Raw genomic sequence first — 13473 nt, forward strand, 5'->3', positions numbered from 1 at the left:
TGCTACTATCATTCTTACAAAAACGCCCCTACAATCAAGTCCAGCACCTTAATCCCGATGAAGGGCACAACCACCCCGCCCAGGCCGTAAATCAGCAGGTTGCGGCGCAATAGGGCCGAGGCGCCCACCGGTTTGTAGGCCACGCCTTTCAGCGCCAGCGGCACCAGGGCCGGGATGATGATGGCGTTGAAAATCACGGCCGAGAGAATGGCTGACTGTGGCGACTTCAAGCCCATCACATTGAGGGCACCCAAGGCCGGTATGGCCACCATGAACAGCGCCGGCACGATGGCGAAGTACTTGGCCACGTCGTTGGCGATGCTGAACGTGGTGAGCGTGCCGCGCGTCATCAGCAGCTGTTTGCCGATTTCCACCACCTCGATGAGCTTGGTGGGGTCGTTGTCGAGGTCGACCATGTTGCCGGCTTCCTTGGCGGCCTGCGTGCCCGAGTTCATGGCCACGCCCACGTCGGCCTGGGCCAGGGCGGGAGCGTCGTTGGTGCCGTCGCCCATCATGGCCACCAGCTTGCCCTGGTGCTGCTCGGCCCGGATGTACTGCATCTTGTCCTCCGGCTTGGCTTCGGCAATGAAGTCGTCGACGCCGGCTTTTTCGGCGATGAATTTCGCGGTGAGCGGGTTGTCGCCGGTCACCATCACCGTTTTGATGCCCATGGCCCGCAGCCGCGCAAACCGCTCCTGAATGCCGGGCTTGATGATGTCCTGCAGTTCCACCACTCCCAACACCCGGTCGTTTTCGCTCAGCACCAGCGGGGTGCCGCCGTTCTTAGCCACGGTTTGCACCCGCTCGGCCACCTCGCCGGGGTAGGTTTGGCCGGCGGCTTCGGCCAGGCGGCGCATGGCGTCGGCCGCGCCTTTGCGCAGGCGGGTGCCGCCGGCCAGCGTCACGCCGCTGCTGCGGGTTTCGGCCGTGAACTTGATAAGCTCGGCCCCAGCCAGGCGGCTTTGCAGCTGCGCGGGGTCCACCTTGTTGTCGCGCGCCAGCTCCACGATGCTTTTGCCCTCGGGCGTTTCATCGGTGAGCGAGCTGATGGTGGCCGCCTCCACGAACTGCGGCATGGGCACGCCCGGCGCGGGCCAGAAGTGCGTGGCCTTGCGGTTGCCAATGGTGATGGTGCCGGTTTTGTCGAGCAAGAGCACGTCCACGTCGCCGGCCGTTTCTACGGCCTTGCCGCTTTTAGTGATGACGTTGGCCCGCAGCGCCCGGTCCATGCCCGCGATGCCGATGGCCGAAAGCAGCCCGCCGATGGTGGTCGGAATCAAACACACAAACAGCGCGATAAACGAAGCCACCGCAATGGGCGTGTGCGAGTATTCGGCGAAGGGCTGCAGCGTTACGCACACAATCACGAACACCAGCGTGAAACCGGCCAGCAGGATGGTGAGGGCGATTTCGTTGGGCGTTTTCTGCCGCGAGGCGCCTTCTACCAGCGCAATCATCTTGTCGAGAAACGACTCGCCGGGGGCCGTGGTCACCTGCACCACGATGCGGTCACTGAGCACCTTGGTGCCACCCGTCACGCTGGATTTATCGCCGCCGGCTTCCCGAATCACCGGCGCCGACTCGCCGGTAATGGCCGATTCGTCGATGGTAGCCAGTCCTTCGATAATCTCGCCGTCGGTGGGGATAATCTCGCCGGCCTCGACCACGAAAATCTGGCCTTTCTGGAGCTGGGCCGAGCTGATTTGCTGCATCTGGCCGTTGTCGAGGCGCACGTTGGCGGGCGTATCCTGCCGGGTTTTGCGCAGTGAATCGGCTTGGGCCTTGCCGCGTGCTTCGGCAATGGCCTCGGCGAAGTTGGCGAAGAGCAGGGTCAGGAACAGCACAACGAACACCGTGCAGTTGTAGCCGAAGCTGCCCTGCGCCGCGTCGGGCTTGAACAACAGCCCGAGGGTGACGAAGAACATCACCACCGTGCCGATTTCCACGGTGAACATCACCGGGTTGCGGAACATGGTGCGCGGGTCGAGCTTGACGAAGGCCTGGCCGACGGCTTCGCGGACCAGCGCGGGTTGAAAGAGGGATTGGGATTGGGAAGCCATGGCTTGATTTGTCATCCTGAGCGCAGCGAAGGACCTTATCACGTCCGCGCCGCAAGGGTTAGTCATATTGATGAGTGCAGCCTTGATAAGGTCCTTCGCTGCGCTCAGGATGACAGATGATTGAGGTTAATACAGCGTAAAATGTTCGGCCAGCGGCCCCAACGCCAGGGCGGGGAAGAAGGCCAGCGCGGCTATAATCCAAATCACGAAGAAGACCATCACGCCGAAGGTGGCCGTGTCGACGCGCAGGGTGCCGGCGCTTTCGGGGATGAATTTCTTGCGGGCCAGCAGGCCGGCAATGGCCACCGGGCCGATGATGGGCAGGTAGCGGGCCAGTATCATCACGAGGCCGGTGCTGATGTTCCACCAGGGCGTGTTGTCGCCGAGGCCCTCGAAGCCCGAGCCATTGTTGGCGGCCGAGGACGTAAACTCATACAGCATCTCGGAGAAGCCGTGGTAGCCGGGGTTGGCCAGCCAGCCGGCGTACTCGGTGGGGTTGCCGGCGTAGAGGTGGGCCGACATGGCCGTGCCGGCCAGGATGAGCAGCGGGTGCAGCAGGGCCACGATGACGGCAATTTTCATCTCCCGCGCCTCAATCTTCTTGCCCAGTAGCTCCGGGGTGCGCCCCACCATCAGCCCCGAAATGAACACGGCAATGATGACGAACACGAAGAAGTTGAGGAAGCCTACGCCCACGCCGCCATAGAAGGCATTGGTCATCATGCCCAGCAATTCGGCCATGCCCGAGATGGGCATGTGCGAATCGTGCATGGAGTTCACCGAGCCGCAGGAAATCACCGTGTTGGTGATGCCCCAGTAGGCCGAGGCCGCCGCGCCGAAGCGTACTTCCTTGCCTTCCATGGCCCCCAAGCGCTGGTCGGCTCCTATATGGGCGATGGCGGGGTTGCCGTGCATCTCATAGTACACCGTGGGCGCCAGTAGCATCAGGCAACCCACTGTCATCACGCCCATCACCATGTAGGAGAGCTTGGGCCGCTTCAGGTAATACCCGAAGGCAAATACCATGGCCAGTGGAATGAGCACCAGCGCGAAGTTTTCCACCGCGTTGGTCAGGTAAGTGGGGTTTTCGAGCGGGTGGGCCGAGTTGGCCCCGAAGAAGCCGCCGCCGTTGGTGCCCAGCTCCTTGATGGCAATCATGGCGGCGGCCGGGCCGCGGCTCACGCTCACCGAGTCGCCCTGCATCGTCACGATGCTGGCTTTGCCGCCCCAGTTCATGGGCGTGCCCTGGAACACCAGCACCAGCGCCACCGCCGTGGCAATGGGCAGCAGCACCCGGGTGATGCTCTTCACGAAGTAGTTGTAGAAGTTGCCCAGCTTCTCGGTGGTGCCTTCTTTCAGGGCGTTGAAAACGACCACGCAGGCGGCCATGCCGGTGGCGGCCGTCACAAATTGCAAAAAAGTGATGGCGAACAGTTGCGAGAAGTACGTGGCGCCCGACTCGCCCGAGTAGTGCTGTAGGTTGCAGTTCACCAGGAAGGAGATGGCCGTGTTGAACGCTTGGTCGGGCGTCATGCTCGGGTTGTGGTCGGGGTTGAGCGGCAGGCTGCCTTGCAGGCAAAACACCAGTATGGCCCACAGGAACCAGGCCAGGTTGATGGTGAGCAGGGCCACGAGGTGCTGCTGCCAGGTCATGCCCCGGTTGGCGTCGATGCCAGCGGCCCGAAACAGCAGACGCTCCAGCGGCGCCAGGAAATCGGTCCAGCTCTTGTTGCCCCGGTACACGGTGGCCAGGTAGCGGCCCAGCGGCAGCGGCAGCAGCATGGTGCTGCCGAAGATGACGAGGAGGCCGAGAAGTTCTTTGTTCATTTTGTAGGGGATAATTGGGAGCTCAGACCGTCATGCTGAGCGGTGGCGTAGCCGTAGTCGAAGCATCTCTACCGCTTCGTTGGGTCAGCTCTGATTACTAATGAGGTAGAGATGCTTCGACTTCGCTCAGCATGACGGTCTGGGATTGTTCAATCAGAATTTCTCAGGTTTCAGCAGCACGTAGCAGAGGTAGGCGAACGTGGTCATGGAGAGCACAAGCAAAGCGGTCATCATGGCGATAAGGGGATTAGATGTGGTCGAAAAAGTCCACCGATTTGTAGAAGAGCCAGAAGCAGCCAAGGCCGGCGGCGGACAGAATGGGGGCAAGCAGCAGAGGGGGCATACCGAGGTTGAATAATTGGTTGCGCAGGCCATTGCCAACGCCGGCCCGAAGTCTCCGGTCGGCTGTCTTTGCCAATACAATTCTTTGTTAATCAGATAGTAATTTTTTAAAATAATCAATTCACAAATACCCCGAACGCAAGAAACCGGGTCATTCTGACCCGGTGCGGCGGTCAGAATAACCCGGTTTCTTAAGTGTCAGCAGCGGCTCAGGAGCCGGCGGCGATGAGCTACTTTATCAGCTTCGCCAGTGTCGTTTTCAACTCCTCGCCGCGCAGGTTAGCGGCTACAATTTTACCGGTGGGGTCAACCAAAAAATTCTGCGGGATGGCGCGCACGTGGTAGCGCTGGGCAGCCTCGTTCTGCCAGCCCTTCAGGTCCGACACCTGCGTCCAGGCGAGGTGGTCGTCTTCTACCGCTTTCAGCCATTTGGCCCGGCCTTTTTCGTCGTCGAGCGACACGCCCAAGATATCAAAATTGCGGCCCTTGAACTCGTTGTACACCTTGGTTACATTCGGATTTTCAGCACGGCAAGGACCGCACCAGCTGGCCCAGAAGTCAACCAGCACGTACTTGCCGCGGTAGTCGGCCAAACTCACGGTTTTGCCATCGGGGGTTTTCTGGCTGAAGGCCGGAGCCGGCTGCCCAACGGCCGTTTCCTTCAGGCCCTGCACTATTTCGCCATATTCATGCCCTTGCGGGCTGTTTTTCAGTGCCGGGCTTAGCGCCTCGTAAAGCGGGCCCACGGTGGCATACTGGGGCACTTCCATGCTGCGCAATCCCAACAGAGCATCCAGACTTGCCCAGGAGTTAGGGTTGGCTTTGATGAATTTATAGTAACCCTGCGTCATCTCCTTGCTGAAACCTTCAAATTGGGCCTGCATACGCTCCCTAAACGCGGGGTCGTTGCGCTCCGCTTCAGTGGCTTTCCGGTTTTCGGCCCCAGCGGCTTTCATGCGGTCCATTACCGGCTGCACGGCCGCCGTTAGTCGGAGGTAGTCGGCCATAGCGAGACCGCCCTTGAAGGTGGCGTGCGCCAGCGAATCGGGGCTGGTGATGGCCAGCGTGCCGGGCTCTAGGAAGATGCGGGCCCGGTCGCCCATCGGCCCAAACAAGGTAGTCAATCGGCCTTTGCGGCGAAACACCAGGTCGGCGGTAACGGGGGCGTCGGCGGTACCTCTCATCTCAAACGCGCCGTTTTTCAGCGTCGCCGAATCGGCTATTTGCATACCCCGCACAAGGTACAGCTTCGCCGGTGCATTCAGGCTGCCCAATTTCCCTTTAATGGTGTAAGAAAACGGCGCTGGGGTTTGCGCTTGGGCCAGGCACGGCAGGGCCAGCAGCGCAGCTAGTAGAGTCTTTTTCATGAAAGCGAAGGATGGAGGTGAAATGTGTACAGAGCGAACAGGCCGCCGAACAGAGCGCTAACGTTCAACTACCTTTGAACAGTACATCAGCACAGGCCAATGTTCTACAGCCCATACTCCTGAATCTTGCGGTAGAGTGTTTTGGTGCCAATGCCGAGCTGGCGGGCTGCCTCCATCTTATTCCCGCCGGTGTCGAGCAGCACCTGCCGAATCTGACGCTTCTCCATCGTGCGCAGGGTGCGGTCGGCGGCCTCGTCGAGGCCGGGGGCGGGCGGCAGGTGGTGGAACTCGGGCGGCAGGTCGTCCACGGTCAGCGTGTCGCCATCGGCCAGGATGGCGGCGCGCTCCAGCACGTTCTTCAGCTCACGCACGTTGCCGCGCCAGTCGTGGCGCACGAGCTGCTCCAAGGCTTCGGGCTCGAGGCCGCGCAGGCGGCGGCGCAACTTGGCGGCAAAGAATTGCAGGAAGTAATTGGCCAGCTCCGGCACGTCGGCGCGGCGCTCGTTCAGGCCCGGCACGGGCACCGTGAACACGGCCAGGCGGTAGTACAGGTCGGGGCGGAAATGGCCGGCGTCGGCCTCCTGGCGCAGGTTACGGTTGGTGGCGGCCACAATGCGCACGTCCACGCTCGTGGGCCGGGTATCGCCCAGTTTGGTGAACTGCCGCATCTCAAGCACCCGCAGAAACTTGGCCTGCACGTTCAATTCCAGCTCCCCAATCTCATCCAGAAAAAGGGTGCCGCCGCTGGCTTCTTCCAGCAGCCCCTTCTTATCGGCCAGCGCCCCTGTGAAAGCCCCTTTCTTATACCCAAACAGCTCCGATTCCAGTAAATCCTTCGGGAACGCCGAGCAGTTCACGGCCACAAAGGGCTTGCTGCGGCGCGCGCTGGCCTGATGGATGGCCTGGGCAAACAGCTCCTTGCCTGCGCCGGTGGGCCCTTCGAGCAGCACCGTCGAGTCGGTGGGGGCGGCGCGCTGGGCCAGGCGCTTGGCTTGCTCCAGAGCGGGCGCGTGCCCAATCATCGAGTCGAAGCTGTACTGGGCGCCCACTTTCTTCTCCAAATCGGCCACCCGGCGCTGCAGGCGGGCTTTCTCGGCGGCGCGCTCCACCACTACCACCAGCTGGTCGTCGGCGTCGCCTTTGGTCAGGTAGTCGAAGGCGCCTTCCTTCATGGCGCGCACGCCGTCGGGGATGGTACCGTAGGCTGTCATCAGTACCACTTCGGCCAGGGGGGCGAGGGCTTTGTAGCGGGGCAGCAGGTCGAGGCCACGGCCGTCGGGCAGCTTCACGTCGCTGAGCACTACGAGGATGTCGGCGGAGTATTCGCGCAACAGGTCGAGGCCGCGCCGGGCGTCGGGGGCCTGGCGCACGGAGTAGCCTTCCAATTCCAAGGTGCGGGCCACGGCCTGGCGCAGCATGGCTTCGTCGTCGATGAGCAGCAGGGTGCCGGTCGGCATGGGCAGATTTAATGGGTTTGGGCCCATCAAAGCTACCGCTGCCCGGTTTGGCACAGGCCAAAATGCCCCAAATGCCTACCCCGGCCATTAGAACGGTAGTCATTCAATGAGCCAAAGCAGGGGCTTCGGGGCATTTGCTCGGTCGGCTTAGCCGCGGCGCAAGCCCAGGCGCTCCACGGTTTCGCCTTCGAAGTCGAACTCGATGAGAATGGCGGGCTCCTCCCCCACCACCCAGCCGTCGTGGCCGGGCGCGATGGCCACGGCCTGCGGGGCCACAAACTCTTCCACCATGCCGTCGGCGTACTGAATGCTGATGCGGCCGCTGGCCAGAAAGCCCACATGCGCGTGCATGCACAAGGGCGTGCCCACAATGTCCTTCAGGTTTTTCGACCAGCGAAAGCCCACCGGATACACAATGCGCTTCACGCGGGCATTGCCGGTGGGCACCACGTCAACGAGTACGCCACCGACTTCGCGGTGCGTGGCGCCCTTCATCGGGCCGAGTAGGGAGGAGTTTTCCATGCCCTAACCTACGCATTTTGCCTTATTTCTTCGCAGGCGCTACCACCACCATCGTGTTGGCGGCCAACGGAATTTCGCGGGCCGTTTCGAAAGCGCCGGGCTCGGTGGCCGTTTCTTCCACCCGGCGCTGAACAATGCGCAGGTGCCGGCCGTCTTCGTTCAGCACGGCCAGGTCCTGGCTGATGCCAGTAGCCGCTTGGTAGCTGCGGAAGCCCAGCAGCGTGCCGGCCGGGAAATTGGCGGCTTTGGCCTTGGCAGCATCCACTACGTCGGGCTTGCCGGCGAATTTCCCTAGGTCGATGTCCTGTGGCTTGCTGCCCTGCAGCAGCAGGTGGGCGCTGGTGCGCGGGTGGGCGGGGTCGTCGGGGTTGGGTGCGGGCTTGAAGGCGAAGGCCAGCTTGAGGGTTTCGGCATCCTTGAGCTGGGGCGCAGCGGCTGGCGCGGAGCTAGTGGCCGCGGCGTCGGGAGCCGTAGCTGCTTCCGCTTTTGCCGAATCGACCGCAATGGGGACGTCGGGCGCGGTGTTAGCGGTGGGCGCCGAGGTAACAGGGGCCGTTTGGTTGCAGCTCGCGGCCAGGAGCGAGAGGGTGGCGCTCAAAAACAAGGTGGTACGTTTCATAAAAACGGCTTGCTCCGGCCAACCGATTGGCTCGGAAAAGCAAGATTAAGCAAAAGCAGGCGCATCAGCCCACTTCCGGCGCGGGTGCCCGGCGCGTGGCCCATAAACCCAGCAACGGCCCCGGCGCCAGCAGCCAAAACCAATAGCGCGCGTCCAGCTGCGGGTGCAGCGCCGCAAACGCCTGCAAACTCACAATGGTGAGCGCAAACCCCAGGCAGGTAACCAGCGTCAGGGCCGTGCCCTTGGTGGCGGCCGGTGCCTGCTGCGCCACCAGCGTGGAAAACTGCGGCGAGTCGGCTACCACGGCCATGCCCCACAAGGCCATCAGGGCGCCAAAGGCCCACAGGGGCAGCGCCAGCAGCAGCGGACTTAGCAGGCAGCAGGCCCCCGAAATGGCCAACGCCAGCCGGGCCGTGCGGCGGCTTCCCACGCGCTGAGCCAGGTAGCCGCCGGCCACGCAGGCCGGCGCCCCCACCGCAATGATGCCAAACGCCCAGCCCGGCCCGAGCAAGCCACTGCCCGGGTGCCGCTGCGCATACGCCGCCAGCCACAGCGGCACAAACGCCCAGAACGTGTACAGCTCCCACATGTGCCCGAAGTAGCCCAGCGCGGCTGCCCGAAACGGCCTGTCCCGGAACACCTGCCAGACCGCGCCTGGCTGCAGCCGGCTGCCGGGGCGGCGAAAAGGCCCATCGGGCACGCGCCACCACAGCAGCACCCCGCCCGACAGGGCCAGGCCCGAGGTGGCCAGCACCACGCCGCGCCAGCCCTCGCCCGCGGCCAGCAGGCGCAGCAGGTGCGGCAAGGCCGTGCCCAGCACCAGGGCGCCTACCAGGTACCCCAGCGCCCGGCCTAGCCCACCTTCGGTGTAATCAGCGGCGATTTTCATGCCCACGGGGTAGATGCCGGCCAGGAAAAACCCCACCGCAAACCGCAGCACCAGCAGCGTAGTCGTGGTCTGGCCCGGCAGCAACAGGCCGGCGTTAAACAGGCTGCCGGCAATGGCACACAGCAAAAACAGCTTCGAGGGCGACATACGGTCGGCCAGCGCGAATAGGGCAAAAACCAGCGTGCCCACAATGAAGCCAAACTGCACCGCCGACACCACCGTGCTCAGCGGCGTGCCCACGAGGCGAGCCTCGTGCAACAGGCCGGGCAGCACGGCATTGCCTGCAAACCACAGCGAAGTACAGGCAAATTGTGCGGCCACCACCAACGGCAGCACCCGGCTAGCCGGCGGGGGAAAGGTTTTCAACTCAATGAAGTGCAGGGTGGGAAGAGGACGCTAAACTAACGCACCGCGCCGTGGCCTACCATCGCCACCGCTACGGGCAGCAAAAAGCCCCGCCGAAATGGGCGGGGCTTTGAGCAAGACGAATTGTGTTACCAGCGGCGACCGCCGTGGCCCCAGCCACGGCCCCGGTAGCCGTAGGGCCGGGGGGCGTAGTACACCGGCCGCGGTGCATAGTACACGGGCGCGGGGGCGTAGTACACGGGAGGAGGCGGCGGCACGGCATACACCACCGGCGGGCGGGGCGCGTAGTAGCGCGGGCCGTAGTAGACCCCGGGCGGCGGGTAGCCAATGCCCACGTTAACCCGAACCTGGGCCTGCGCGGCCTGGCTGCTCAGCAGCAACAGGCAGAGGCCGAAAGCGAGAAATAATGACTTGGTCCGCATAATACATGGTGCGCCGAAGCGCGCTAGTGAATGAAGAAAGACAAATTATGGGCTTTAGACGAAAACAGCGGCGCCGGGTTTAATGGTTCGGCTAGGGAATCTGGACGCGGTAGGTGGCGTTGGTGGCGCCGCCAAACAGGCCATAGCCCTGGCGCATGTTGCCGGCCAGCGGAGCGGGTTCGGCAAAGGGGTTGCCGTCAGCGTCGTAGTAGCGGCGGTTGGAGAGGTAAAAGTTGTAGGCATCGGCCGTGAGGCTGCTCACCGTAACTTCGATGAAGGCCGGCGGCGGGCACACGCCCGGCGTGTAGCAGCCGGTATTGTAGCGCACGTCGGCGTTGAGGGTCAGGCGCTCGCCGTTGTGGTTGGTGTCGGCGTAGGGGTGGATGCCGTAGGCCCCGAGGCTGTACTGCTGCTGGGCGCTCGACAACTGAAACTGGTCGATGCTGATGCCGCTGTCGTCGTCCTCGTCTGTTCGCAGGTCGCCATAAGCGGTGGGCTGCCCCTGCGCATTGAGGGCACGCGCAAACACCAGGTAGTAATTATCGGCGCCGGCATCGTCGCGCACGCTCACGCTGAGGCGGCCCGTGGCGGTGCCATAAACGGTGGCCCCTCGCTTCTGAAATGACACGCTTTCAATGGTGGGCGCGGCCGGTAGGGTCAGCGTGCTTTCAGCGGTTTCGAGGCCCGGCAACGTGGCGCGCAGCGTGTAGGGCTGGCCCGGCTGGGGCCGGAACCCCAGCACCGGGCGGTAGTAGCCGGGGTCGCCGCGGTAGCTGGCCGAAAAATTACTGCCCACCGGCCGGTAGCGCTCCACCACACGGCCGGCGGCGTCGCGCAGCTCCACGGCGGCATCGGTCCGGCCCTGAGGGCGTTCGGTACTGAACACGTGCTGGCTGTTGCTCACGTAAAGCTGGCGCTGCTGAAATAGCTCCTGATACGACGAATCTTGCGGGGCCTGCGTGAGCACGTAGAACAACGACACACGCGGCGTGTGCGGCGGCTCGGGCAGGCCGGCGTCCGATTCGCAGCCGGCCAGGGCCGCGGCGGCGAGGAGCAGAGCGAGGGATAGGTTTTTCATGGGGATGACAGGCGGCGTCATGGCCTAAAACCGGAACGTTTTGCTAAAGGACGGCAAAATGGGAAACAGCGACACCTGGCGGTAGCTCAGCTGCTGGCTGCCCTGTGCGCGGCCCAGGTAAATGAAATAGGGATTTTTGCGGTTGTAGAGGTTGTACACGCTGAAGCTGTTCACCACTTCGCCCCAGCGCTTTTTCTTGGTGTGGCTCAGGTCGAGGTCGAGGCGATGATAGGCGGCCATGCGGTAGCTGTTGCGCGAGCCGTAGTCGTCGTAGGTGTCGTAGGGCCCCAGCTGGTAGCGGCCTTGGGCCAGCGTGATGGCGTTGCCGGTGCCGTACACGAACGTGCCCGAAAGCGTGAGCGTCGGGCTGAACTCGTGAATGACCACCAGCTTAAAGTCGTGCCGCCGGTCGTACTTGTAGGGGTAGGTCTGCCCCTGGTTCAGGGCCGCAAACTGGCGCTTGCTCCACGAGAGCGTGTAGCCTATCCAGCCGGTGGTTTTGCCGGTTTTCTTCTGCAAAAACAGCTCCGCACCGTAGGCCCAGCCCCGGCCGCTGGTGATTTTGGATTCGTAATTGTCGTCGGTGGTCCCGATGAAGTCCGCGCCCTCGCGGAATTCAATCAGGTTCTGCATGGGCTTGTAATAGGCCTCGGCGCTAAACTCAAAGTCCTCGCTCTTGAGGCGCACGTTGCGGGCCGCGCCCAGGCTGAACTGCTGCGCCTTCTGGGGCAGGGTTTTGGCCGTGGCGGGCACCCATAGGTCGGTGGGCAGGCCAATGCTGCTGTTGGTGAGCAGGTGCACGTACTGCGTGGTGCGGGCGTAGGCGCCTTTCAGGGCCCAGTCCTCCGTGAGCAGGTAGCGGGCGGCCAGGCGCGGCTCCAGGCTGGGGTACAGCTTTTTCTCCACCAAAAACGAGTTCAGGCGCAGACCCACGTTCACCTTCAGGCGGTCGTTGAGCTTCACATCGTCTTCGGCGTAGAGGCTGGCTTCGCTGGCCCCAATGCGGCGGCCCACGGCCTGGTTTAGGGTGGGGTCGGCGTTGCCCTCGCTCTGCATGGCGCCGGGCCGGAACTGGTGCCGAATGGTCTGCCCACCAAACCGGATGTAGTGGCTGGGGTTGGGCACGTAGTCAAAATCAACCTTCGCACTCACGTCCTGAATGTTCGACAGGTAGCTCAGGCTGTATTTCTCGTCGCGGGTCTGGCCGTTGTCCTGGTAGTGGCTTTCCTGGGTCGAGCCCACGTCGAACTGGTAGCGCGTGAAGGTGAGGTGGGCGTTCATGAACAGCCGGTCGTTCACCACGTGGTTCCAGCGCAGGGCGGCAATGCGGTTGCCCCAGCCTAGGGCGTTGCGCTGCTTGTAGGTGTCGCCGTTGTCGCGCTTGTCGTCGTCGTTGGCGTAAAACTCGTCGTAGCCCAGGTAGCCGCTCAGGTAGAGGCGGTCGCGGGCGCCCAGCTTCCAGTTCAGCTTGCCGTTGAGGTCGTAGAAGTAGTAGCCAGCCACCAGCCCGTTGGCTTGGGCCATGATGAGCGGCCGGGCCAGAATGTCGATGTAGGTGCGCCGGGCCGAGAAAATGAACGAGGCCGTGTCTTTCTTGATGGGCCCTTCCAGCGTGAAGCGCGAGGCAATGAGGCCAATGGCGCCCTCGCCGTGCAGCTTCTGCATGTTGCCCTCCTTCATGGTGATGTCAACCACCGACGACAGGCGCCCGCCGTAGCGCGCCGGAAACCCACTCTTGATGAGCTCCACGTTCTTGATGGCATCGGCGTTGAACACCGAGAAAAAGCCGAACAGGTGGGAGGCGTTGTAAATGGGCGTGCCGTCGAGCAGCAGCAGGTTCTGGTCGGGCGAGCCGCCGCGCACGTAGAGGCCGCTGCTGCCCTCACCGCCGGCCTGCACGCCGGGCAGCAGCTGCAGCGCCTTCAGCACATCGGTTTCGCCAAACAGCGCGGGCAGCAGCTTAATCTGGTTCACCGGGATGTTGATGGTGCCCATGCGGGTGCTCTCGGCCACTTTTTCTTCGCGGCTGCCCACCACTTCCACCCCTTCCAGTTCGGCCGAGGCCGGCTTCAGCCGGAAATCGTGGGTGAAGCTGCGGTCGGCTTTTTCGGCCAGCCGTTGCCGCTCGTAGCCCAGCGCCGATACCAACAGCTTCACCGAATCAGAAGCTGCCAGGGTGAGCGAGTAGAAACCGAAGGTATTGGTGGTGGTGCCCTGGCCGCTGGCGGGGTGCACCACGGCCACGCCCGGCAGGCTTTCGCCGGTGGCGCCGTCGCGCACGTAGCCACTGATGGTGAAGCGGTTGTTTTGCTGCGCGTGGGCGGTAGCGCCCGTTAGCAGCGCCGCGCTGCCCATGGCGGCCATGCGTAAAAATGACTTCATGCAGAAGGGAAGGAGAGAAAAGCCAGCTCGGGCGGCCTAACGGCCGCCAGGGCAGTTTTATTGGAGAGCAGATTTCGGGAGTTGGGGTTGCTTGTGCTTGCAAAAAATTGCGGCAAAAAAGAACGTCACGCTCAGCGACGTC

Annotated in this window: 11 protein-coding genes; all 11 read right to left on the minus strand. The window is 63.1% G+C overall.

Features of this window, described 5'->3' with window-relative positions:
• Positions 1–14: 14 nt before the first annotated feature.
• The 11 genes from kdpB to I2I01_RS18635 all read right to left on the minus strand — a co-directional run bounded on the left by kdpB (position 15) and on the right by I2I01_RS18635 (position 13331).
• Positions 15–2060: a potassium-transporting ATPase subunit KdpB gene (gene kdpB, locus I2I01_RS18585; RefSeq protein WP_196288004.1), complete on the minus strand. Its 2046-nt coding sequence runs from the start codon at positions 2058–2060 to the stop codon at positions 15–17.
• A 126-nt stretch (positions 2061–2186) separates the two neighbouring features.
• A complete protein-coding gene (gene kdpA / locus I2I01_RS18590) occupies positions 2187–3887 on the minus strand; it encodes a potassium-transporting ATPase subunit KdpA (protein ID WP_196288005.1) in 1701 nt (566 codons plus the stop codon).
• Positions 3888–4040: 153 nt separating this feature from the next.
• A complete protein-coding gene (kdpF, locus tag I2I01_RS23695; protein WP_394369287.1) occupies positions 4041–4121 on the minus strand; it encodes a K(+)-transporting ATPase subunit F in 81 nt (26 codons plus the stop codon).
• Between the two features lie 338 nt (positions 4122–4459).
• The gene (locus tag I2I01_RS18600) at positions 4460–5596 is read right to left on the minus strand and encodes a TlpA disulfide reductase family protein (protein ID WP_196288007.1); all 1137 of its coding nucleotides are present in this window, start codon (positions 5594–5596) and stop codon (positions 4460–4462) included.
• 104 nt (positions 5597–5700) lie between these two features.
• Positions 5701–7053, minus strand: coding sequence for a sigma-54-dependent transcriptional regulator (locus tag I2I01_RS18605; RefSeq protein WP_196288008.1), 1353 nt, complete (start codon positions 7051–7053; stop codon positions 5701–5703).
• Between the two features lie 147 nt (positions 7054–7200).
• Positions 7201–7575, minus strand: a complete 375-nt coding sequence (locus I2I01_RS18610) for a cupin domain-containing protein (RefSeq protein ID WP_196288009.1) — start codon at positions 7573–7575, stop codon at positions 7201–7203.
• A gap of 22 nt (positions 7576–7597) precedes the next feature.
• The gene (locus tag I2I01_RS18615) at positions 7598–8194 is read right to left on the minus strand and encodes a hypothetical protein (RefSeq protein WP_196288010.1); all 597 of its coding nucleotides are present in this window, start codon (positions 8192–8194) and stop codon (positions 7598–7600) included.
• 64 nt (positions 8195–8258) lie between these two features.
• Positions 8259–9449 (minus strand): MFS transporter, encoded by a 1191-nt coding sequence (locus tag I2I01_RS18620; RefSeq protein ID WP_196288011.1) that lies wholly within the window; start codon positions 9447–9449, stop codon positions 8259–8261.
• 128 nt (positions 9450–9577) lie between these two features.
• Positions 9578–9871, minus strand: coding sequence for a hypothetical protein (locus I2I01_RS18625; RefSeq protein ID WP_196288012.1), 294 nt, complete (start codon positions 9869–9871; stop codon positions 9578–9580).
• Between the two features lie 91 nt (positions 9872–9962).
• Positions 9963–10949, minus strand: a complete 987-nt coding sequence (locus tag I2I01_RS18630) for a DUF4249 domain-containing protein (protein WP_196288013.1) — start codon at positions 10947–10949, stop codon at positions 9963–9965.
• Positions 10950–10973: 24 nt separating this feature from the next.
• On the minus strand, positions 10974–13331 hold the full coding sequence (locus I2I01_RS18635) for a TonB-dependent receptor (RefSeq protein ID WP_211538032.1): 2358 nt from the start codon (positions 13329–13331) through the stop codon (positions 10974–10976).
• Positions 13332–13473 lie beyond the last annotated feature (142 nt).

The organism is Hymenobacter properus, assembly GCF_015694735.1.
GTDB lineage: Bacteria > Bacteroidota > Bacteroidia > Cytophagales > Hymenobacteraceae > Hymenobacter > Hymenobacter properus.

Bases quoted from the DNA above. Each gene is read 5' to 3' on its own strand.
- I2I01_RS18615 (WP_196288010.1), bottom strand. From the start codon at position 8,194: ATGAAACGTACCACCTTGTTTTTGAGCGCCACCCTCTCGCTCCTGGCC.
- kdpB (WP_196288004.1), bottom strand. From the start codon at position 2,060: ATGGCTTCCCAATCCCAATCCCTCTTTCAACCCGCGCTGGTCCGCGAA.
- kdpA (WP_196288005.1), bottom strand. From the start codon at position 3,887: ATGAACAAAGAACTTCTCGGCCTCCTCGTCATCTTCGGCAGCACCATG.
- I2I01_RS18630 (WP_196288013.1), bottom strand. From the start codon at position 10,949: ATGAAAAACCTATCCCTCGCTCTGCTCCTCGCCGCCGCGGCCCTGGCC.
- I2I01_RS18600 (WP_196288007.1), bottom strand. From the start codon at position 5,596: ATGAAAAAGACTCTACTAGCTGCGCTGCTGGCCCTGCCGTGCCTGGCC.
- I2I01_RS18605 (WP_196288008.1), bottom strand. From the start codon at position 7,053: ATGCCGACCGGCACCCTGCTGCTCATCGACGACGAAGCCATGCTGCGC.
- I2I01_RS18625 (WP_196288012.1), bottom strand. From the start codon at position 9,871: ATGCGGACCAAGTCATTATTTCTCGCTTTCGGCCTCTGCCTGTTGCTG.
- I2I01_RS18610 (WP_196288009.1), bottom strand. From the start codon at position 7,575: ATGGAAAACTCCTCCCTACTCGGCCCGATGAAGGGCGCCACGCACCGC.
- kdpF (WP_394369287.1), bottom strand. From the start codon at position 4,121: ATGATGACCGCTTTGCTTGTGCTCTCCATGACCACGTTCGCCTACCTC.
- I2I01_RS18635 (WP_211538032.1), bottom strand. From the start codon at position 13,331: ATGAAGTCATTTTTACGCATGGCCGCCATGGGCAGCGCGGCGCTGCTA.